Annotated in this window: 20 protein-coding genes and 2 tRNA genes; 9 read left to right on the top strand and 13 right to left on the bottom strand. The window is 68.3% G+C overall.

What is annotated here, in order from left to right; all coding sequences use genetic code 11:
• Positions 1 to 3 precede the first annotated feature (3 nt).
• Complete coding sequence (locus EDF20_RS13835) at positions 4 to 849, bottom strand: rhomboid family intramembrane serine protease (RefSeq protein WP_133739082.1); 846 nt, start codon at positions 847 to 849, stop codon at positions 4 to 6.
• Positions 850 to 1,389, bottom strand: coding sequence for a peptidylprolyl isomerase (locus EDF20_RS13830; protein ID WP_123547408.1), 540 nt, complete (start codon positions 1,387 to 1,389; stop codon positions 850 to 852).
• A gap of 138 nt (positions 1,390 to 1,527) precedes the next feature.
• Here EDF20_RS13830 and EDF20_RS13825 point away from each other — a divergent pair, with 138 nt between their 5' ends.
• Positions 1,528 to 2,073 (top strand): hypothetical protein, encoded by a 546-nt coding sequence (locus EDF20_RS13825; RefSeq protein ID WP_123547407.1) that lies wholly within the window; start codon positions 1,528 to 1,530, stop codon positions 2,071 to 2,073.
• A gap of 249 nt (positions 2,074 to 2,322) precedes the next feature.
• Here EDF20_RS13825 and EDF20_RS13820 read toward each other — a convergent pair.
• The 10 genes from EDF20_RS13820 to dnaA all read right to left on the bottom strand — a co-directional run bounded on the left by EDF20_RS13820 (position 2,323) and on the right by dnaA (position 13,699).
• A tRNA-Ala gene (locus EDF20_RS13820) sits at positions 2,323 to 2,395 on the bottom strand.
• Positions 2,396 to 2,432: 37 nt separating this feature from the next.
• A tRNA-Ile gene (locus EDF20_RS13815) sits at positions 2,433 to 2,506 on the bottom strand.
• A gap of 71 nt (positions 2,507 to 2,577) precedes the next feature.
• Positions 2,578 to 2,985 (bottom strand): DUF3566 domain-containing protein, encoded by a 408-nt coding sequence (locus EDF20_RS13810; protein ID WP_123547406.1) that lies wholly within the window; start codon positions 2,983 to 2,985, stop codon positions 2,578 to 2,580.
• Positions 2,978 to 5,650: a DNA gyrase subunit A gene (gene gyrA, locus EDF20_RS13805; protein WP_133739081.1), complete on the bottom strand. Its 2,673-nt coding sequence runs from the start codon at positions 5,648 to 5,650 to the stop codon at positions 2,978 to 2,980. Before gyrA ends, EDF20_RS13810 begins: the two co-directional genes overlap by 8 nt.
• A gap of 76 nt (positions 5,651 to 5,726) precedes the next feature.
• On the bottom strand, positions 5,727 to 7,700 hold the full coding sequence (gyrB, locus tag EDF20_RS13800) for a DNA topoisomerase (ATP-hydrolyzing) subunit B (protein WP_123547404.1): 1,974 nt from the start codon (positions 7,698 to 7,700) through the stop codon (positions 5,727 to 5,729).
• Between the two features lie 165 nt (positions 7,701 to 7,865).
• Entirely contained in the window at positions 7,866 to 8,447 is a 582-nt protein-coding gene (locus EDF20_RS13795; protein WP_347876502.1) for a DciA family protein, read from the bottom strand.
• Positions 8,444 to 9,688 (bottom strand): DNA replication/repair protein RecF, encoded by a 1,245-nt coding sequence (gene recF, locus EDF20_RS13790; protein ID WP_133739080.1) that lies wholly within the window; start codon positions 9,686 to 9,688, stop codon positions 8,444 to 8,446. The genes EDF20_RS13795 and recF overlap by 4 nt, the downstream gene beginning before the upstream one ends.
• A 15-nt stretch (positions 9,689 to 9,703) precedes the next feature.
• Positions 9,704 to 10,588, bottom strand: coding sequence for a phosphogluconate dehydrogenase (NAD(+)-dependent, decarboxylating) (gene gnd, locus EDF20_RS13785; protein ID WP_123547402.1), 885 nt, complete (start codon positions 10,586 to 10,588; stop codon positions 9,704 to 9,706).
• 56 nt (positions 10,589 to 10,644) lie between these two features.
• Complete coding sequence (gene dnaN / locus EDF20_RS13780) at positions 10,645 to 11,793, bottom strand: DNA polymerase III subunit beta (RefSeq protein ID WP_133739079.1); 1,149 nt, start codon at positions 11,791 to 11,793, stop codon at positions 10,645 to 10,647.
• Between the two features lie 490 nt (positions 11,794 to 12,283).
• Entirely contained in the window at positions 12,284 to 13,699 is a 1,416-nt protein-coding gene (dnaA, locus tag EDF20_RS13775) for a chromosomal replication initiator protein DnaA (RefSeq protein ID WP_123547400.1), read from the bottom strand.
• A gap of 307 nt (positions 13,700 to 14,006) precedes the next feature.
• On the opposite strand from dnaA, the gene rpmH reads away from it, so the two are divergent.
• From rpmH to EDF20_RS13735, 8 genes are all read left to right on the top strand, one after another.
• Positions 14,007 to 14,144 carry a 50S ribosomal protein L34 gene (gene rpmH / locus EDF20_RS13770; RefSeq protein ID WP_123356527.1) on the top strand — a complete coding sequence of 46 codons (138 nt, stop codon included), beginning with the start codon at positions 14,007 to 14,009 and terminating at the stop codon, positions 14,142 to 14,144.
• Between the two features lie 8 nt (positions 14,145 to 14,152).
• Positions 14,153 to 14,488, top strand: a complete 336-nt coding sequence (rnpA, locus tag EDF20_RS13765; protein WP_123547399.1) for a ribonuclease P protein component — start codon at positions 14,153 to 14,155, stop codon at positions 14,486 to 14,488.
• Complete coding sequence (yidD, locus tag EDF20_RS13760) at positions 14,485 to 14,847, top strand: membrane protein insertion efficiency factor YidD (protein ID WP_133739078.1); 363 nt, start codon at positions 14,485 to 14,487, stop codon at positions 14,845 to 14,847. Before rnpA ends, yidD begins: the two co-directional genes overlap by 4 nt.
• Positions 14,848 to 14,857: 10 nt before the next feature.
• A complete protein-coding gene (gene yidC / locus EDF20_RS13755) occupies positions 14,858 to 15,820 on the top strand; it encodes a membrane protein insertase YidC (RefSeq protein ID WP_133739077.1) in 963 nt (320 codons plus the stop codon).
• A gap of 95 nt (positions 15,821 to 15,915) precedes the next feature.
• Positions 15,916 to 16,506 carry a R3H domain-containing nucleic acid-binding protein gene (locus tag EDF20_RS13750; RefSeq protein ID WP_133739076.1) on the top strand — a complete coding sequence of 197 codons (591 nt, stop codon included), beginning with the start codon at positions 15,916 to 15,918 and terminating at the stop codon, positions 16,504 to 16,506.
• 7 nt (positions 16,507 to 16,513) lie between these two features.
• Positions 16,514 to 17,164 carry a 16S rRNA (guanine(527)-N(7))-methyltransferase RsmG gene (gene rsmG, locus EDF20_RS13745; protein WP_133739075.1) on the top strand — a complete coding sequence of 217 codons (651 nt, stop codon included), beginning with the start codon at positions 16,514 to 16,516 and terminating at the stop codon, positions 17,162 to 17,164.
• A gap of 507 nt (positions 17,165 to 17,671) precedes the next feature.
• Entirely contained in the window at positions 17,672 to 18,574 is a 903-nt protein-coding gene (locus tag EDF20_RS13740) for a ParA family protein (protein WP_279586177.1), read from the top strand.
• Positions 18,574 to 19,536 (top strand): ParB/RepB/Spo0J family partition protein, encoded by a 963-nt coding sequence (locus EDF20_RS13735; protein WP_133739074.1) that lies wholly within the window; start codon positions 18,574 to 18,576, stop codon positions 19,534 to 19,536. The genes EDF20_RS13740 and EDF20_RS13735 overlap by 1 nt, the downstream gene beginning before the upstream one ends.
• 428 nt (positions 19,537 to 19,964) lie before the next feature.
• Here EDF20_RS13735 and EDF20_RS13730 read toward each other — a convergent pair whose 3' ends face one another.
• Positions 19,965 to 20,924, bottom strand: a complete 960-nt coding sequence (locus EDF20_RS13730; protein ID WP_133739073.1) for a D-alanine--D-alanine ligase — start codon at positions 20,922 to 20,924, stop codon at positions 19,965 to 19,967.
• Positions 20,925 to 20,929: the final 5 nt, after the last annotated feature.

The following is a 20,929-nucleotide window of genomic DNA, read 5'->3' as shown; positions in this document are numbered from 1 at the left end:
GGGTCAGAGGTAGCCGAGGTACATCGCCGAGCGCCCGAGGACGATCAGCAGGCAGACCGCGCCGATCGCGACGAGCCCCGCCGTCTGCAGGCCGGCCTTCGAGCGGTGGCGGGTCTTCGTGTAGAGGAACGACACGAGGGCGCCCACGACGAGCCCGCCGACGTGCGCCTGCCACGAGATGTTCGGGGAGACGAAGCCGATGGCGAGGTTGATGCCCAGCAGGACGAGCAGCTGGACGCCGTTCGAGCCGCCCAGGCTGCGCGCGATCACGAAGAAGCCCGCCATGAGGCCGAAGATAGCCCCGGACGCGCCCACCACCGGGGTGGTCGGCGACAGGAGCGTCACCGCGGCCGCGCCTCCCAGCCCGCTGATGAAGTAGAGCGCCGCGTAGCGGGCCCTGCCCAACGTCCGTTCGAGCTGTGCTCCGAAGATGTACAGCGCGTACATGTTGAAGAGGATGTGCAGGACGCTGCCGTGGGTGAACATCGACGTGACGATGCGCCACGGCTCGACGAGCGCGATCGGCGCGTAGTACGAGAACGCCGAGCTGACCACGCCTCCCGTGAGCACCTGCGCCAGGTACACGACGAGGCTGACGCCGATCAGGCCGTACGTGACGACCGGGGCCCCGCCGCGGGAGGCGCTGCGGATGCTGCCCAGGACACGAGGCTGTACACGCGGAGCGGAGGCCTGGGCCTCGCGAACGCACTCCGGGCAGTGCACGCCCACCGCGGCCGGGGTCTGGCACTGGCCGCAGACGGTGCGACCGCACCGCTGGCAGAGCACGAAGCTCTGCCTGTCGGGGTGCCGGTAGCAGTAGTTCGCTGCGTCGGCGGGGACCTGTGTCACCTAGACCTCGTCGATGGTGACGCTCTCGATCACGACGTCCTCGAGGGGCTTGTCGCGCGCGTCGGTGGGGACGGCCTCGATGGCGTCGACGACCTTCTTGGACTCGTCGTCGGCGACGACGCCGAAGATGGTGTGCTTGCCCTGCAGCCACGGCGTGGCGACGGTGGTGATGAAGAACTGCGAGCCGTTGGTGCCGCGACCGCCCTGCTTGCCGGCGTTCGCCATGGCGAGGACGTAGGGCTCGCCGAAGTTCAGCTCGGGGTGGATCTCGTCGTCGAACTGGTAGCCGGGGCCGCCGATGCCCTGGCCGAGCGGGTCGCCGCCCTGGAGCATGAAGTCCTTGATGATGCGGTGGAAGACGACGCCGTCGTAGAGCCGGTCGGTGCTGACCTTGCCCGTGGAGGGGTGGGTCCACTCGATGGTGCCGGTGGCGAGCCCGGTGAAGTTGGCGACGGTCTTGGGTGCGTGGTCGCCGAAGAGGTTCACGGTGATGGTGCCGTGGTTGGTCTTGATGGTGGCGACAGCGGTGTGCGTAGACATGAGGCCATTCTCCCACAGGGCCCTCAGCACATCAGCGGGTGCCCAGCGAGCACGGTGTTACCTGCCAGGAAGCCTCGTGCCAGACTGGGAGGCCAGCATCGAACCGAGCCGTTGCCTACTAGTCGTTGGAGGAACACTGTGGCCCTGTCACGCAAGCAGAAGAAAGAACTGAAGAAGTTCAAGAAGCACGCGTTCGACGTGTGGTCCGAGCAGCGCGAGGTCGTGAGCCACGCAGGCAAGGTCATCGGCGACGCCCGCGACCACGGAGTCCGCTATGCCAACAAGAACGTGACGCCGCGCATCAAGCACGCCGTCGACCAGAACGTCCGCCCGGCCGTCTCGCAGGGCCTGTCTGCCGGCAGCCACGCCGCGACCGTCGCGCAGGACCGTCTGAAGCACGACGTCTACCCGGCCCTCTCCTCCTACTTCGGCGGTCTCGACCTCGTCAACGACCCCAAGGTCAAGAAGGCCGTCAAGAAGGCCAAGAAGCAGGGCGGCAAGTTCGCCTCGCAGGCCGCGAAGTACGCGCCCAGCAAGAAGAAGTCGGGCCCCGGCGTCGGCGGCGTGCTGCTGATCGGCCTCGGCGTCGTGGCGCTCGGCGGCCTCGTCTTCGCTGCTGTGCAGACGCTCCGTGCCGACGACGAGCTCTGGGTCGCCGACGACGACGCCGACACGAAGGCCTAGTCACTCAGTCCCCCACCCGCACCACCCCGCAGGGCCCGCCTCCTCCTCGGAGCCGGGCCCTCCGTGCACCCCCCGCACACCCCTGCCCCGCAACGAGCGAAGCGATGTTGCGACCGGCGACGAGCGAAGTGACGTCGCCCCCGCGACGAGCGAAGCGACGTCGCCCGAGCGGCGGCGCAGCCAGACGAGCACGAACGAAAAATCCCCGCGAACCCACGACGTGGGCGAGCAGGGAAGGCCTATTTTTCGTGGAGCCTAGGAGAATCGAACTCCTGACATCCTGCTTGCAAAGCAGGCGCTCTACCAACTGAGCTAAGGCCCCGAGGCACCGGGTGAACCCGTAGGAGGACCTTCGGGAGTGGGGCTAACAGGACTTGAACCTGTGACCTCTTCGTTATCAGCGAAGCGCTCTAACCGCCTGAGCTATAGCCCCCGGACCGTCGTAAAGCCTACAGCACCACGACGGAGATGACGAATCGGCCGTGGGGGCCGATCCGACCCGGATCAGTTGTTCGTGAAGCCGACCAGCAGGCCGCCGGTGACCCGGACGCTCAGGTTGTAGAGCACGGCGACGACGGCGCCGAGCACGGTGCCGACCACGACGTTCAGCACGGCCACGACGATCGAGAACAGCATGACCTGCCCGACGTTGAAGCTGTCCTGGATGGTGAAGTTCTGGTCGCCCAGGATGTCGCGCAGCACCTGGTCGAGGTCGTTGAAGATGCCCGTCTGGTTGAGGATCAGCCAGATCAGGAACGTCGCCACGACGGTGACGATCCCCAGCGCGACAGCGATCAGGAACGACAGCTTCACGACGGACCAGAAGTCGATGTAGACGAGCTTCAGGCGCACCTGCTTGGTGCCGGACGGGCGCGCGGTCTTGCGCTGAAGCTTCTCGGCGACGCTACTCATTGGTCGGTTCCTCTCCGGTGCTGCTGTCGTCGGCCGTGTCCGCGAGTGTCTCCGTGACGGGCTCGACGGCGTCGATCACGTCTCCGGGACTGACTGCGGGCACGGCGTCGTTGTCGCCGACGGCGTCGATGACGGCCTCGTCGGACGGTGCCACGAGGTTGCGCTCGGTGTTGCGCGCCAGTGCGATGATGCGGTCGTCGGCGGCGAACCGCGCGAAGACGACACCCATGGTGTCACGTCCCTTCGCCGGTACCTCGGCCACGGCAGAACGTACCACCTTGCCGCTCGAGAGCACGACGAGCACCTCGTCGTCGTCGCCGACGATCAGGGCGCCGGCCAGGTCGCCCCGGGCCTCGGCGAGCTTGGCGACCTTGATGCCGAGTCCGCCGCGGTTCTGCACGCGGTACTGGTCCGCGCCGGTGCGCTTGGCGTAGCCGCCCTCGGTCACGACGAAGACGTAGCCCGTGTCGTCGGCCACGGAGGCGGAGAGCAGCGTGTCGCCCTCGCGGAAGGTCATCCCCTTCACGCCGGACGTGGAGCGGCCCATCGGGCGCAGCGAGTCGTTGGTGGCCGTGAAGCGCAGCGACATGCCGTGGCGCGAGACGAGCAGCAGGTCGTCGCTCTCGTCGACGAGCAGCGCCGAGACGAGCTCGTCGTCGTCGCGGAGGTTGATGGCGATGATGCCGCCGGTGCGGTTCGTGTCGTACTCGGTCAGGGCCGTCTTCTTGATGAGGCCGTCGCGGGTCGCGAGCACGAGGTACTGGGCGACCTCGTAGTCGCGGATGTCGAGCACCTGCGAGATCGACTCGTCCGGCTGCATGGCGAGGAGGTTCGCGACGTGCTGTCCCTTGGCGTCGCGTCCCGCCTCCTGCAGCTCGTAGGTCTTGGCCCGGTAGACGCGTCCCTTGTCGGTGAGGAAGAGCAGCCAGTGGTGCGTCGTCGTGACGAAGAAGTGGTCGACGACGTCGTCGGCCCGCAGCTGCGCACCGCGGACGCCCTTGCCGCCGCGGTGCTGGCTGCGGTAGTTGTCGCTGCGGGTACGCTTCACGTAGCCGCCGCGGGTGATGGTGACGACCATCTCCTCCTCGGGGATCAGGTCCTCGACGCTCATGTCGCCGTCGAAGCCGAGCATGATCTCGGTGCGCCGGTCGTCGCCGAACTTGTCGGTGATCTCGCGCAGCTCGTCGCTGACGATCGTGCGCTGGCGCTCGGGCTTGGCGAGGATGTCCTTGTAGTCGGCGATCTCGCGCTCGAGCTTGTCCGCGTCGTCCTGGATCTTCTGGCGCTCGAGGGCGGCCAGGCGGCGCAGCTGGAGGTTGAGGATCGCGGAGGCCTGGACCTCGTCGACGTCCAGCAGGTCCATGAGGCCGGCGCGCGCCTCCTCGACCGTGGGCGAGCGGCGGATGAGCGCGATGACCTCGTCGAGGGCGTCGAGCGCCTTGAGGTAGCCGCGGAGGATGTGGGCGTCCGCCTCGGCCTTGCGCAGGCGGAACTGGGTGCGCCGGACGATGACGTCGATCTGGTGCGCCACCCAGGCGGAGATGAAGCCGTCGAGCGCCAGCGTGCGGGGCACGCCGTCGACGATGGCCAGCATGTTGGCGCCGAAGTTCTCCTGGAGGGACGTGTGCTTGTACAGGTTGTTGAGGACGACCTTCGCGACGGCGTCGCGCTTCAGGACGATGACGAGACGCTGGCCGGTACGGCCCGAGGTCTCGTCGCGGATGTCGGCGATGCCGCCGATGCGGCCGTCCTTGACGAGCTCGGCGATCTTGATCGCGAGGTTGTCGGGGTTGACCTGGTAGGGCAGCTCGGTGACGACGAGGCAGGTGCGGCCCTGGATCTCCTCGACGTTGACGACGGCCCGCATGGTGATCGAGCCACGACCCGTGCGGTAGGCGTCCTGGATGCCGCGGACGCCCAGGATCTGCGCGCCGGTGGGGAAGTCAGGCCCCTTGATGCGCTCCATCAGCGCCTCGAGCAGCTCCTCGCGGGAGGCCTCGGGGTGGGCGAGCGACCACTGCGCGCCCTCGGCGACCTCGCGGAGGTTGTGCGGCGGGATGTTCGTCGCCATGCCGACGGCGATGCCGACCGAGCCGTTGACGAGGAGGTTCGGGAAGCGTGCCGGCAGGATGGCCGGCTCCTGCGTGCGGCCGTCATAGTTGTCCTGGAAGTCGACGGTGTCCTCGTCGATGTCGCGGACCATCTCGAGCGCGAGCGGGGCCATCTTCGTCTCGGTGTACCGGGGGGCGGCGGCTCCGTCGTTGCCGGGCGAGCCGAAGTTGCCCTGGCCGAGCGCGAGCGGGTAGCGGAGGCTCCACGGCTGGACCAGCCGGACGAGCGCGTCGTAGATCGCCGTGTCGCCGTGCGGGTGGAACTGGCCCATCACGTCGCCGACGACGCGCGAGCACTTCGAGAACGCGCGGTCGGGACGGTAGCCGCCGTCGTACATCGCGTAGATCACGCGACGGTGGACGGGCTTGAGGCCGTCGCGCACCTCGGGCAGCGCACGGCCGACGATGACGCTCATCGCGTAGTCGAGGTACGAGCGCTGCATCTCGAGCTGCAGGTCGACCTGCTCGATGCTGTCGCGCTTGATCGCCGCGGGGAACGCGGTGGTGCCCTCGGCGTCGGTGCCCTCGGGGGTGTCGTTCGGCTCGTCGGCCATGATTCTCCGTCTGTCGTGGTCTGCCCCGGTGTCCTCCGCGGGGCGCGGGCGTGCTCCGGCTCAGCCGGCGCACGCGTCAGATGTCGAGGAAGCGGACGTCTTTCGCGTTCTGCTGGATGAAGTTGCGTCGCGACTCGACGTTCTCGCCCATGAGCGTGTCGAAGATCGTGTCAGCCGCCGCGGCGTCCTCCAGGGTCACCTGCAAGAGGGTGCGCGTGTCGGGGTCCATGGTGGTCTCCCACAGCTCCTTGTAGTCCATCTCGCCGAGGCCCTTGTAGCGCTGGATCGCGTTCTCCTTGGGGATCCGCTTGCCGGCGGCCTTGCCCGAGACGAGGACGGCGTCGCGCTCGGCGTCGCTGTAGACGTACTCGTGCGCGGCGTTGCTCCACTTGAGCTTGTAGAGCGGCGGCTGCGCGAGGTAGACGTAGCCGAGGTCGATCAGCGGACGCATGTAGCGGAACAGCAGCGTCAGCAGCAGGGTCGTGATGTGCTGGCCGTCGACGTCGGCGTCGGCCATCAGCACGATCTTGTGGTACCTGGCCTTGTCGGGGTCGAAGTCCTCGCCGATGTCGGCGCCGAACGCCTTGATCATCGCCTGGACCTCGTTGTTGCCGAGTGCGCGGTCGAGCCGCGCCTTCTCGACGTTGAGGATCTTGCCGCGGAGGGGCAGGATCGCCTGCGTCTCGGGGTTGCGGCCCTGGACGGCCGAGCCGCCCGCCGAGTCGCCCTCGACGATGAAGATCTCGCTGCGCGAAGGATCTTTGCTCTGGCAGTCCTTGAGCTTGCCGGGCATGCCGTTCGACTCGAGCACGCCCTTGCGCCGCGTCTGCTCGCGCGCCTTGCGGGCGGCCATGCGCGCCTGCCCGGCCAGGATGCCCTTGCGGACGATCTCGGCGGCCTGCTTGGGGTTGCGGTCGAACCAGTCGGTGATCTGGTCGAAGGTGACCTTCTGCACGAACGACTTCGCCTCGGTGTTGCCGAGCTTGGTCTTGGTCTGGCCCTCGAACTGCGGCTCGCCGAGCTTGATCGAGATGACGGCCGTCAGGCCCTCGCGGACGTCGTCGCCCGTGAGGTTGTCGTCCTTCTCCTTGAGCAGGTTCTTCTCGCGCGCGTACCGATTGATGAGCGTCGTGAGGGCCGCCCGGAAGCCCTCTTCGTGGGTGCCGCCCTCGTGGGTGTTGATCGTGTTGGCGTAGGTGTGGACGCTCTCCTGGTACGAGGTGTTCCACTGCATCGCGACCTCGAGCGAGATCTTCTTCTCGGTGTCCTCCTGCTCGAAGGCGAGGATGTCGTCGTGCACCGTCTCGACCTTCTTGACCGCGTTCAGGTACTGGACGTAGTCGACCAGGCCCTTCTCGTAGTGGAAGACGTCGTGACGGGGCTCGGCGTCGTCGGGCTGCGGGCGCTCGTCGCTGAGCTCGATCCGCAGGCCCTTGTTGAGGAACGCCATCTGCTGGAACCGGGTGCGGAGCGTCTCGTAGTCGAACTCGACCGTCTCGAAGATCTCGGCGTTGGGCCAGAAGGTGATCGTCGTGCCGGTGGTGTCGTCCTCCTCGCCCTTGGCGAGCGGCGCGACGGGGACGCCGTCGGTGAAGCTCTGGCGGTAGACGTTGCCCTGTCGACGGACCTCGACGTCGAGCTCGCTCGAGAGCGCGTTCACGACCGAGCTGCCGACGCCGTGCAGGCCGCCGGAGACCGCGTAGCCGCCGCCGCCGAACTTGCCGCCGGCGTGCAGGACCGTGAGGACGACCTCGACGGTCGACCGGCCCTCGACGGGGTGGACGTCGACGGGGATTCCCCGGCCGTTGTCGACGACGCGGACGCCGCCGTCTTCGCGCATGGTGATCTCGATGTGGTCGCACCAGCCGGCCAGGGCCTCGTCGACCGAGTTGTCGACGATCTCGTAGACCAGGTGGTGCAGACCACGCGGGCCCGTCGAGCCGATGTACATGCCCGGTCGCTTGCGCACCGCCTCCAGACCCTCGAGCACCTGGATCGCGCTGGCGCCGTAGGAGTCGTCGGGCTGGGCGTCGGCGGGGTTCGGTGTCATGTTCGCGGGGGCTCCTGGCGTCTGGGACGAGGGTCGTCGCCCGGCCGCGACCTCGCTGAGGACGGCTCGCGGACGACCTTGTGAGTCTACCGCAGGCCTGTCCCCCACGGGGCAGATTCCGCCCTCAGAGGGATTTTCCCGAGCCGGGTGGACGATTCACCCTCCCTAGCCGTAGGTATCGCGAGGGCCACGCCCTGGGACCGATCTGGGGCCGCGTTTCCAGGACGGGGCGTTGGGTGCCAGGAAACGCACCGACTGGATGCCGGCGTCGGGGTACCGCTGGACGATGGTCGTCGTCACCGTCCCGCGCATCAGCCGGAGCTGCGTCGCCCACGCCGTCGAGTCGCACTGCACGGTCAGGGTGCCGTCGTCGATGGACACCGGGTGCGAGTGCGCCGACAGCTCGTCGCCGACCATGTCGGGCCACGCGGCCATGAGGTCGGACTGCGCCAGGGGCGACTTCCAGCCCAGCTCGGACGTGACGCTCGCGAGCACGTCTGCGATGCCCCGGGGCTCACGTCCCGTGCCGAAGGGCTGGCTCGGCGAGCCGAGCTTGATGGCCTTGCGACGCCTCCCGTCGCGCGAGCGTCCGTTCGGGTCGCCGAAGACGCGGCGGAACCTCAGGTAGACGCGCTGCGCCTCGTCGTCCGGCAGCGGCTCCGGGGGCGCAGGAGGCGGCGGTCCCGTCGTCGAGGAGGGCGCCTCCTCCGCAGGGCGCGGGGTCGGGTCGTCGTCGTCGGCGTTCACGACGGGTCCGCGGTCGCGCCCGCGGCGTCGGCTGGTGCCGCCGTGTCCGCGGTCACGGTCGCGGCCGTGACCTCTGTCGTATCTGCCTCCTCGACGATGGTGCCCGCGGAGATGCGCACGGTGTGCGCGGCCAGCCGGTCGGGCACGTCCTCCTCGACCGCCGCGGTGATGAGCACCTGCTCGTAGTCGGCCACGGCGTCGGCCAGACGCTCGCGGCGGGACCCGTCGAGCTCGGCGAAGACGTCGTCGAGCACGATGACGGGGTCGCCCGTGCTCGCCTCGGCGCGGACGACCGCCGCCGACGCGAGCTTCAGGGCGAGGGCGAACGACCAGGACTCGCCGTGGCTCGCGTAGCCGCGGGCGGGGAGGCCGTTGAGCGAGAGGAAGAGGTCGTCGCGGTGCGGCCCGACGAGGGTGAGCCCTCGGTCGAGCTCGCTGGGCCGGACCCGGGCGAGCGCCTCGCGGAACACGTCGGCGACCTCGGCCGGCGCTACCTGCTCGGTGGGCGCCTCCGGTGCGGGGGCGTCGTCGTCGACCGTCGCGCCGCGGATGCTCAGGACGGTCGAGAGCCGTGCCGCGTGGTCCTCGCCCGCGACGGCGGCGTACGACCGAGCCACCTCGGGGGCGAGATCGGCGACGAGCCTCTCGCGCGCGACGACGATCTCCGTGCCCAGAGCTACGAGGCGCTCGTCCCAGATGTCGAGGGTGCCGAGCTGACCTGCCTTGACGCCGGAGGCGCGGGCTGACTTGAGGAGCGTGTTCCGCTGCCGGAGCACCCGGTCGTAGTCCGCCTGGACCCCGGCGAACCGGGGCGCCCGGGTCACGAGCAGCTCGTCGAGGAACCGGCGCCGGCCCGACGGCTCGCCCCTGACGAGCGCGAGGTCCTCGGGAGCGAACAGGACGCTCGTGAAGTAGCGCGGCAGCTCGCGGGGCTTGATCGCGCTGCGGTTGACCTGGGCACGGTTGGCCCCGGTGCGGTTGATCTGCACCTCGGCGAGGAGCTCGCGCCCCTCGGACTCGAGGCGCGCGCGGACGATCGCCGAGTCGGTGCCCTGTCGGATCATCGCGGCGTCGGACGAGACGCGGTGCGACCCGAGGGTCGCGAGGTAGCCGAGCGACTCGACCAGGTTGGTCTTGCCCTGGCCGTTGCGGCCGACGAAGAGGTTGGGCCCGCGCGCGAGTGCGACTTCGGCGGAAGCGTAGTTCCGGAAGTCGGTCAGGCTCAGATGGAGTACTCGCACGCGGGCCGGAAGCGACTAGGCCTTCTTGACCGCGTGGCCGCCGAACTGGTTGCGCAGGGCGGCGACGGCCTTCATGGTGGGCGAGCCCTCGCCCTGGCGCGACACGAAGCGCGCGAAGATCGACGCGCTCAGGGCCGGCATCGGCACGGCGTGGGCGATGCCCTCCTCGAGCGTCCAGCGACCCTCGCCGCTGTCGTCGACGTAGCCCGAGAGCGCGTCGAGCTTGGGGTCGGCGTCGAGCGCGAGGACCATGAGCTCGAGCAGCCAGGAACGGACGACCGTGCCGCGCTGCCACGCCTTGAAGACCGCGGGGACGTCCTCGACGAGGCCCTTGGCCTCGAGGAGTTCATATCCCTCGCCGTAGGCCTGCATGATCGCGTACTCGATGCCGTTGTGGACCATCTTCGCGTAGTGGCCGGCGCCGACGGGGCCCGCGTGGCTGAAGCCCTCCTCGCGGGGGCCCTCGGGGCGCAGCGCGTCGAAGACGGGCATCGCGCGCTCGACGTCGGCGGAGTCGCCGCCGACCATCAGGCCGTAGCCGTTCTCGAGGCCCCACACGCCGCCGGAGACGCCGGCGTCCATGTAGCGGATGCCCTTGGCGTCGAGGAGGGTCGCGTGGACCTCGTCGTCGAGCCACTTCGAGTTGCCGCCGTCGATGACGAGGTCGCCCGGCTCGAGGACCTCGCCGAGGTCCTTGATGACGGCGTCGGTGATCTGGCCGTGGGGGACCATCACCCAGACGAGGCGCGGCGACGGGAGCGCCTGGGCGAGGGCGCCCAGGTCGGCGACGTCGGAGACGGCGGGGTTGGCGTCGTAGCCGGTCACCTCGATGCCCGCGTTGCGCAGGCGAGCGCGCATGTTGTTGCCCATTTTGCCGAGACCGACGAGGCCGATGTGCATGAGGATCCTTCGTTCTGTGGAGGCGTCGATCGTGGCGCCTCCGTCGTGTCGCGCTGTCAGCGCAGGAGGAGGTTGGGCTGCAGCAGGTAGCGGTAGCTGTCAGCGCCCGCCTGGTCCTTGGAGGACTGACTGGTGATCAGCACAGGACCGGGCTTGTTCGGGTTCTCCGTCTTGGTGAAGGAGATCCGCACGAACTCGGAGTGGACGGCTCCGAGGCCGTCGAGGAGGAACTGGGGCTTCAACGAGACCACCGTGTCCTCTCCCGTCAACAACGCGTCGATCGACTCTGATGCCTGCGCTTGTTCGCTGCCGACCGCCTCGAGGGTGAGGCCGTCGATCGTGAACGTGAACCTGAGGGCCGCCTCGCGCTCGAGCACGAGCGAGACGCGGCGGATGGACTCGACGAGCTCGGCGGTGTTGATCACCGCGAAGTTCTCGACGGTCTCGGGGAAGAGACGCTTGACCGGGGGGAAGTTGCCCTTGATCAGCAACGACGTGACGGTCTTGTCGCCGGCCTGGAACGCGATCAGCTCGCGGTCGTCGCTGCCGGTGATCGACACGGACACGGTGCTGGCGCTGCCGAAGGTCTTGCCGACCTCCTGGAGGGTGCGGGCCGGGACGAGCGCCGTGGTCGTCTCGGTGCTGGCGGCGGTGCCGGGGTCGAACTCGATGCCCCGGACGGCCACCCGGTAGCGGTCTGTGGCCACGAGCGACAGGGCGTTCTCGGTGACCTCGAGCTGCACGCCGGTGATGACCGGGGTCACGTCGTCGCGGGAGGCGGCGACGGCGACCTGGGAGATGGCCAGCGAGAAGGCGTCCCCGGGCACGACGCCCGAGCGCTCCCCGACCGTGGGCAGCGTCGGGTACTCCTCGACGGGCATGCTCAGCAGCGAGAAGTTGGCGGAGCCGCAGCTCACGGCGATGCGGTTCTCGTCGGTCGAGAACGTCACGGGAGCGTTGGGCAGGCGGTTCGCGATGTCGGCGAGGAGGCGCCCCGAGACGAGGATCGTGCCGGGCTCGTCGACTTCGGCCGCGATGCTCGTCTGGGCCGAGACCTCGTAGTCGAAGGACGAGAGCGTGAGGCCGTCGGCGTCGGCCTCGATCAGCACCCCGCTGAGGATCGGCAGGGTCGTGCGCTGCGGGAGGAGCTTCACGGCGAAGGAGACGGCATCGCTGAAGACGTCGCGGTTGACCTGGAACTTCACGCGGGGACCCCTGTTCGACTACTCGCTCGTGGATGGCCCGCCAATACTGCCACAGCGAGGAGGCGGGCGGTCCCGGGCCCGAGGACCGCCGCCGGCTGTCCACAAGGTTGTCTCTCCAACAATTTCTTGTAATCAGGATTAACAGTCTTAACCGTTGTGCACAGTGTGGATAACCTGTTTAAAACCCCGAGGCCAGAGGGAACTACACGATTGTGACTTGTGCACGGTGTGTGGACTCGACGGGGTGATCGGGCGACGTCCTCCCCGTTCGCCGAGGTCGGTTCCCACAGGCCCGATCGATCCGTGAACACCTGAGCTGTAGTTGTCCACGTCTTTCCACAAGTTATCCACACTGTGGGATCGATGGCTGTTCCCAGGTGCTGCAGTCCGCCTCCTGCGGGCTCGTGGACGCACGAACGGGCGCCGACCCGAGGTCGACGCCCGTCCAGGGCACGCGGCGAGGAGGCGCGGGCACAGCACCGCGACTCGCCTACTTGTAGCGGGTGTCCTGCTTGATGCGGCTCGTCAGCTCGGTCACCTGGTTGTAGATCGAGCGGCGTTCCTTCATGAGCTCGCTGATCTTCTTGTTCGCGTACATGACCGTGGTGTGGTCTCGGTTGCCGAAGAGCTGGCCGATCTTGGGGAGGGACAGGCTGGTCAGCTCTCGGCAGAGGTACATCGCGATCTGTCGAGCCGTGGCGATCGCCTGCGAGCGGGACGACCCGTAGAGGTCGTCGACCGAGAGCTTGAAGTAGTCGGCGGTGTGGTTGATGATGTCGACCGGCGCGACGATGTTGTCCTCGTCGAGGGTGATCAGGTCCTTCAGGACGGTCTGCACGAGGGCCATGTCGACCGCGGTGCGGTTCAGGCTGGCGAACGCCGTGACCCGGATGAGCGTGCCCTCGAGCTCGCGGATGTTGCTCGACACCTTCGTGGCGATGAACTCGAGCACCTCGTCTCGGACCTGCAGCTTCTCGCTCTGCGCCTTCTTGCGGAGGATCGCGATGCGGGTCTCGAGGTCGGGCGCCTGCACGTCGGTGATCAGGCCCCACTCGAAGCGCGAGCGCATCCTGTCCTCGAAGCCCGTCAGGTGCTTGGGCGGCAGGTCGCTCGTGATCACGAGCTGCTTGTCGTGGTCGTGCAGGGTGTTGAAGGTGTGGAAGAAGGCCTCCTGCGTCGAGTCCTTTCCCTGCAGGAACTGGATGTCGTCGATCAGGAGGATGTCGATCTCGCGGTACCGCTGCTGGAACAGGTTCGAGCGGTTGTTGGCGATCGAGTTGATGAAGTCGTTCGTGAACTCCTCGCTGCTCACGTAGCGGACCCGGATGCCCGGGTACATCGTCTCGGCGTAGTGGCCGATGGCGTGGAGGAGGTGCGTCTTGCCCAGCCCGGACGAGCCGTAGATGAAGAGGGGGTTGTACGCCTTGGCCGGCGCCTCGGCGACGGCCACCGCCGCGGCGTGGGCGAACCGGTTCGAGGCGCCGATCACGAAGTTGTCGAAGCTGTACTTGGGGTTCAGCCGCGAGTCGTTGCGCTTGCCGGTCGACGGCGACTCGACAGGCGCCGGCACGAACGGGGCCTCGATGTAGTGGGCCGGCTCCGATTCCTCGGGCTGCTGGGTGAGGGTGTCGGGCGTGATGTCGGGGTTGACGGTGATGGCGAAGCTCGCGACCGAGGTGTCGCCGAGCGCGGCGATCGACTCGAGCAGCGGGGTGCGGATGCGCTGCTCGAGCATGCCGCGGGTCAGGTCGTTGGGCACCTCGAGGTAGAGCGTGCCGCCCAGCACGCCCTTGGGCTCGACCAGGCTGATGAAGCCGTGCAGCTGAGGGGTGATGCGATCGTCGGTCGTGAGGGTCGCGAGCACGGATCGCCAGAGGTCCTGGACCGGATCGACGGTGTTCGCCACGGGGCTCTTCCTACCTACTTATGCACAGGTTTCTCCACTGGCCGACGAGCGACGTCAGAGCCAGGAACACTGCTACTTCCCCAGAACTACGCGGATGCGGAGCGGGAGGTGCCCACTTTAGTTCGTCGGGCCGCACCCTCCGCAACCGAGGTTGTCAACACTGTGGAGAACTCCGGGGAGGGCTGTCGTTTGACCGCAGGACAGAAGCCGCGTACTTTTAATCAGTTGAATCCCAGCCGACTCGGCTGACGAAGACTTCTCGGATCACGGCACCAGGCCAGGTCCGCATCCCCCTGGAGAGAACACCATGAGCAAGAGAACGTTCCAGCCGAACAACCGCCGCCGCGCCAAGAAGCACGGTTTCCGTGCCCGCATGCGCACCCGTGCCGGCCGCGCCATCCTGGCGCACCGCCGCGGCAAGGGCCGCACCGAGCTCTCCGCGTAGCAGCCTCCGTGTTGGCCCGGGCCAACCGGATCGTCCGCGCAGACGACTACCGCAACACAGTGCGCCGTGGCCGCAAGTCGGGCACGGCGCACTCGGTCGTCTACGTGCGTCGTCGAGACGACGACCTGGTCCGGTTCGGCTTCATCGTGGCCAAGACGGTCGGCAACGCCGTGGCGCGCAACACCGTCCGTCGGAGGCTCAAGCACGTGTGCCACGACATCCTCCCGGGGGTGCCGCCGGGCACCGACGTGGTCGTCCGGGCACTGCCAGGCAGCCTGGACGTTCCGTGGTCTACCCTGCTCAGGGATATCTCGGGGGTCGTCGACAAGGTCGTGGGACAGTGAAGCAAGCGGTGCAGTTCGTGACGTTGCTGCCGCGCAACGTGTGCGTCGTGCTGCTCCGCGCCTACCGGGCCGTCGTCTCTCCCCTCTACGGCGAGGTCTGCCGGTACCACCCGTCCTGCTCGCGGTACGCGCTCGAGGCCATCCAGCAGCACGGCGTCGTGCGGGGCTCGGCGATGGGCGCATGGCGGATCGGACGCTGCAACCCCTGGGCTGCCGGCGGCATCGACGACGTGACCCCGCCCCGGCGACAGAAGTACACCACCACGGCCTTCGGCTTCGTGGTCCCTCGATCCGACGTGGTCGCGTCCGCCCCGAGCGGCGTGCCCCGTCTCATCGTCCAGAGCCACGGAAAGGGCTGACCCGAACACCATGGACTTCATCGGAACCATCCTCTGGCCCCTCAGGTGGGTCGTCGAGGCGATCCTCGTGGGCTTCCACAACGTGCTCACCGCGCTCGGCATGGACACGGCCGCCGGCAGCACCTGGGTCCTGTCGATCGTCGGCCTCGTGCTCGTCGTCCGAGCTGCCCTCATCCCGATCTTCGTCCGCCAGATCAAGAGCCAGCGACGCATGATGGAGATCGCTCCCCGGCTCAAGAAGATCCAGGACAAGTACAAGGGCAAGCGCGACCAGTTCAGCCGCGAGGCGATGTCGCGCGAGACCATGGCGCTCTACAAGGACACGGGCACGAACCCGCTCAGCTCCTGCCTGCCGCTCCTCATCCAGATGCCGATCTTCTTCAGCCTCTACACGGTGCTGCACAACGCCCAGCAGGACAAGGTCGGCATCGGCCTCCTCAGCCAGGCGCTCTCCACCTCGTTCGGCGAGTCCTCGCTCTTCGGCGCACCGCTCAAGGAGACCTTCCTCGGCGCCACGACCTGGGAGGTCCGGCTGATGGCCGGCATCATGGTCGTCGTCATGACCGCGTCGCAGTTCATCACGCAGCTGCAGATCGTCTCGAAGAACATGTCGCCCGAGACCAAGGCGAGCCCGATGTTCAAGCAGCAGCGGATGCTGCTCTACTTCCTCCCCCTCGTGTTCGTCTTCTCGGGCCTCTCGTTCCCCCTCGGCGTCATGTTCTACTGGCTGACCTCGAACATCTGGACGATGGCGCAGCAGTTCATCGTCATCCGGAACATGCCCACCCCCGGCAGCGAGGCGGCCCTCGCCCGGGAGGAACGTCTCGCGAAGAAGGCCCAGCGCAAGGGCCTCGGGCTCGGCGACATCACCGTCACCGAGATCGAGTCCGCCCCCGCCGTGCCGAAGGCGACGCAGCGCGCGCAGCCCGTCGGCAAGAACCGCGCGAAGAAGCAGAACGGCGCCAAGAAGTAAGCAGCGCCGTGCTCCCCCTGCCTCGTGCGGGGGGAGCACGTCCGGCAGGCGATGCCGGCGACGTGTGACCGATCTACCCGGAAGAGGCGACGAGCATGACCGACAACGACACTGCCGACATCGACACCACCGGCGCCGACCTGCCCGAGGGCACCGCGGCGGCAGCCGAGGAGGCGACGGTCACGGACGACCGGCAGCGCACCTCCGGCGCGGCCGACGCGGCCGACGCCGCGTCCGTCATCGACGAGGGCGAGATCGCCGCCGACTACATCGAGGAGCTCCTCGACATCTGCGACTTCGACGGCGACATCGACATCGAGGTCCGCGGCGGCCGATCGTACATCTCGGTCGACGCCTCCGGTGAGGGGTCGCTGCGGACGCTGTCGAAGCCCGACACGGTCACGGCCCTCCAGGAGCTGACCCGCATCGCCGTGCAGACGAAGACCGGTGAGTTCTCCCGTCTCATCCTCGACATCGGCGGGTCGCGGCAGACCCGCGAGGCCGAGCTCGGGGCCATGGTCGACCGGGCCGTCGAGCGTCTCGAGGAAGGCGCGGAGGCGGCGTCCCTGCCGCCCATGTCGTCGTACGAGCGCAAGCTGGTGCACGACATCGTCGCCGCCCGCGGCTTCGTCTCGGAGTCCGAGGGCGAGGGCCGCGACCGGCACACCGTCATCAAGCGCGGCTGACGCGATCGTGAGCACCGACCAGGCGGGCCTCCTCGAGGCCGAGCCCGCCGTCGCGCGGGAGATCTTCGGCGACCGCCTCGAGGTCGTCCGACAGTTCACCGCCGACCTCGCCCAGCACGGCGAGGAGCTCGGGCTGATCGGACCCCTCGAGCTCCCCCGCTTGTGGACACGTCACGTGGTCAACTCGGGGCTGGTCGCGCCGCTCCTCCGATCGGGTGCGCGTGTGGGAGACATCGGCTCCGGCGCCGGCCTGCCCGGCTTGGTGCTGGCAGCCGCGCGCCCGGACACGACCCTCCTGCTCATCGAGCCGATGGAGCGACGGACCGACTGGCTCTCCGCCGAGGCCGAGCGTCTCGGCCTGACCAACGTCGAGGTGGTCCGGGCTCGCGCGGAGGACGTCGAGCTCGACGCCTGGCTCGACCAGGCGACCGCGCGTGCCGTGTCGGCGCTGGCCAAGCTGATCCCGCTGACGGCCCGACTCGTCAAGACCGGTGGCGAGCTGATCTTGATGAAGGGCGCGCGCGTCGATCAGGAGGTCGAGGCGGCCCGCAAGGTCATCGCCCGGACGCACCTGGTGGACGTCGAGGTGCTCGAGCTCGGCGTCGGGGTCGTCGACCCTGCAGAGACGACCCGGGTGTTCCGAGCCACCCTCGACTGACGAGGGCCGAGGAGGCGCCGGCCGGCTCCACAGGAAGCGATCTGGGCGCCGCGGGTGATCCACCGCCCGGCACGTCGCTGATCGTGGTCTGACAGCGGCCTGCCCGTCGATCTAGTTGCACACTGCCTTTGATCAGGGTATTTACCGGCTTCCGCTGAAATTGCGTTGATCTCGGCGTTCTCGGGTCCGGAGCACGAGCGCTCGTCCGGCATGGCTCGTCATGGGGGCGGGACGACCTGCCAGCGGCTAGTTCGACGCGCGTGCGACATAGTTATGCACATGTTGGCGAGCCTGTGCACAAGCATGTCTCGCGCTCGTCTCGCACATCCCGCGCCAGCACTCGCCTCTCGTTTCACGTGAAACGTGGGCACGATTGGGGAGCTCCGATGCCTGTCAGCACGACCCGGCGAGATAGAGTGGAGGCTCGGCTCAGCAGTCATGATCATCGTCGATCATGACCGTGCGCGAGGCCGTTTCACGTGAAACACAGCGATGCGGAGATCCCCGGTGAGTTCATCCACGGAGTACGACGACAGCACTCCTCTGGCGCGCGAGCTCGCTGATCTCCGCCGTCGGCGCGAAGCATTGTCGAAGGACCCGCTCCCCGCGCCGGCCAAGACACGCATCCTGACCGTCTCGAACCAGAAGGGCGGGGTGGGCAAGACGACGACGACGGTCAACCTGGCTGCCGCCCTCGCTCGGAGCGGCGCTCGCGTGCTCGTGATCGACCTCGACCCGCAGGGGAACGCGTCGACCGCACTCGGGGTGGAGCACCGTGCGGAGACTCCCAGTGTCTACGACGTGATCGTGAACGAGGGTGACATCTCCGACGTCGTGCAGCAGAGTCCTGAGTTCCCCGACCTGTACTGCGTGCCCGCGACCATCCACCTGGCGGGGGCCGAGATCGAGCTCGTGTCGCTCGTGGCCCGTGAGCAGAGGCTCCGTACTCAGCTCGACGCTTACCTGTCGGCCACGGAGGCGGCGGGCGAGCGGTTCGACTACGTCTTCATCGACTGCCCGCCTTCGCTCGGACTGCTGACCATCAACGCGTTCGTCGCGGCCGGCGAGGTGCTCATCCCGATCCAGTGCGAGTACTACGCACTGGAGGGGCTCAGCCAGTTGCTCCGCAACATCCAGTTGATCGAGAAGCACCTCAACCCGACCCTCCAGGTCTCGAGCATCCTGTTGACCATGTACGACGGGCGCACGAACCTGGCGAGACAGGTCGTCGCGGACGTGCGCGAGCACTTCCCGGCCGAGGCGCTGGACACTCTCATCCCTAGGTCCGTCCGCATCAGCGAGGCGCCCGGCTATGGTCAGACGGTCATCAGCTACGACACGAACTCACCCGGCTCGATCTCGTACCTCGAGGCCGCAGCAGAACTAGCACGACGAGGAGCACCCCAGTAGTGGCAACCAAGAGAACGGGTCTCGGGCGCGGCATCGGCGCCCTCATCCCCGTGGCAGAAGAAGGCCAGGACAGGCCCGTCGACGTCTTCTTCCCGACCGGACAGCAGACTGCTGACGAGCTGGTGGCGGTGCCAGGCGCTCGGCTCGCCAACCTCAACCCGCTCGACGTCGTGCCCAACGCGCAGCAGCCCCGTGCGGAGTTCCGCGAGGAGGAGCTGGCTGAGCTGGTCACCAGCATCCGCGAGGTCGGTGTCCTCCAGCCCATCGTGGTGCGCCCCCTCCCCCGCGACGCCTCCGCCAAGGGTGCCGCCGCGGCTGCGCAGTACGAGCTCGTCATGGGCGAGAGACGTCTGCGGGCCACGAAGCAGCTGGGCCTGGCGACGATCCCCGCGATCGTCAAGGAGACCGCCGACGAGTCGATGCTCCGCGACGCCCTGCTCGAGAACCTGCACCGAGCGGAGCTGAACCCGCTTGAAGAAGCATCCGCCTATCAGCAACTCCTCGCAGACTTCGGCATCACGCAGGAGGAGCTGTCGAGCCGCATCGGCCGCAGCCGGCCACAGATCTCGAACACCCTTCGCCTCCTCCGCCTCCCTGCGAGCGTGCAGCGGCGAGTGGCGTCGGGCGTCTTGTCGGCGGGCCATGCCCGGGCCATCCTGTCGACCGGTGACTCGCTCCTGATGGAACGACTAGCCGACAAGATCGTCAACGAGGACCTGTCGGTGCGTGCCGCCGAGGCCGCGGCCGCGGGCACGAGCATCAAGCCCCGCACGACCCGGGCTGCTGTCGGGCGTCACCAGGCTCATCTCGACGAGGTCGCCGAGAACCTCGGGGATCGGCTCGAGACCAAGGTGAAGGTCAAGATGGGGGCCAGGAAGGGCTCGATCGCCATCGACTTCGCCTCGATGCAGGATCTCAACCGGATCCTCGCTGCGCTGGGGCAGGATCCGTTCTCCCAGTAGCCCTGGCGGCCTAGTCGACTCGGTCACGGTTTGTTTCACGTGAAACGCCCGCTCTCTCTCCGGACGAGGCGGGCGTTTCGCTCCGGACGCAGGCTCAATCCACCGGGTGGTCGCTGTTTCACGTGAAACGTTCTTCTCTGGACAGAGGGGGCAGGCGCGGGATGGCCGATGGCTCGCGGCCCGGTGGATCGCCCGAGTGCACGGCAGGCGCCCGCCCCGTCCGAACGACAAGGACGAGCATCTCGTCATTGGTAATCTCGGGCCCCGTCGGTCGGGCGGACCCTGCATCTCATCTGCAGTTCTGTGCGCCCGTGACGGCAGGCAATCGCGTGTCGGCCTATCTCGCAGCGGCCAGTTCCGCCACTTGCGTTCCGCGCGAAACGCCCGCCCTCTCGAACGAGAGGGCGGGCGTTTCACGTGAAACAGTGTCACGCGTGGTCGAGGACGGCCTTCTCGGCGAGAGCGGCGTAGACCAGACCGAGCTCGAAGCCAGCGGCATCGAGGGCCATGGGGACGAGCGAGGTCTCAGTCAGGCCGGGCAGGACGTTCACCTCGAGGAACCACGGGGTGCCCGCCGCATCGACGATCAGGTCGACCCGGGAGAGGTGGCGGAGGCCGAGAGCCCGGTGCACGGTCACGGCGGTCTGGGCCGCCGCCTCCTGCGCCCGGGCATCGAGGCGGGCCGGGGTGAAGAACGTCGTCTCGCCCGCGTTGTACCGGGCCTCGAAGCCGTAGACGCCGTTGCGAGGGACGATCTCGACGGCCGGCAGGGCGGAGGGGCCGTCGCCCGTGTCGATGACGCCGACCGCGATCTCGGTGCCGGTGATCTTCTGCTCGACGATCACGTCGTCGCAGTACGTGTAGGCGTCCACCATCGCTCGGGGCAGCTGATCAGCGGATTCGACGACGGTGACGCCCTGCGCCGAGCCGCCCCGGGCTGGCTTCACGACGACGGGGACCGGGTGCTCTTCCGAGATGGCGGCGAGTACCCCGGCCGCGCCGAGCTCACGGAAGGAGTCGTGCGAGAGGGTGATGCCCCGGGGCGTCCGGACCCCGGCGCGGTGCGCGAGCTCCTTCGCGGTCGGCTTGTCCCACGCGAGCCGCGCCGCCGCCGAGCTGCTGCCGACGAAGGGGATGTCCAGCGCCTCGAGCAGACCACGGAGGGCGCCGTCCTCGCCGCTGGCGCCGTGCAGGGCGGGCCAGATGACGTCGGGTCGGGTGGTGGTCAGGTGTCCGAGCAGGGAGGCGTCGGGATCGCGCAGGTCGACCTCGATGCCGTTCGCGACGAGGCTGTCGACCACGCGCCTCCCCGACCTCAGCGAGACGTCCCGCTCGTGGGAGATGCCCCCGGCAAGCACGGTGACCTTCTTGACGGCGCTCTGTGTCATCGGGC

The sequence above is a fragment of the Frigoribacterium sp. PhB116 genome, assembly GCF_004364285.1.
Classification (GTDB): domain Bacteria; phylum Actinomycetota; class Actinomycetes; order Actinomycetales; family Microbacteriaceae; genus Frigoribacterium.
Note: the sequence above shows the minus strand (reverse complement) of the source record. Positions and strands in the feature narration are given on the sequence as shown.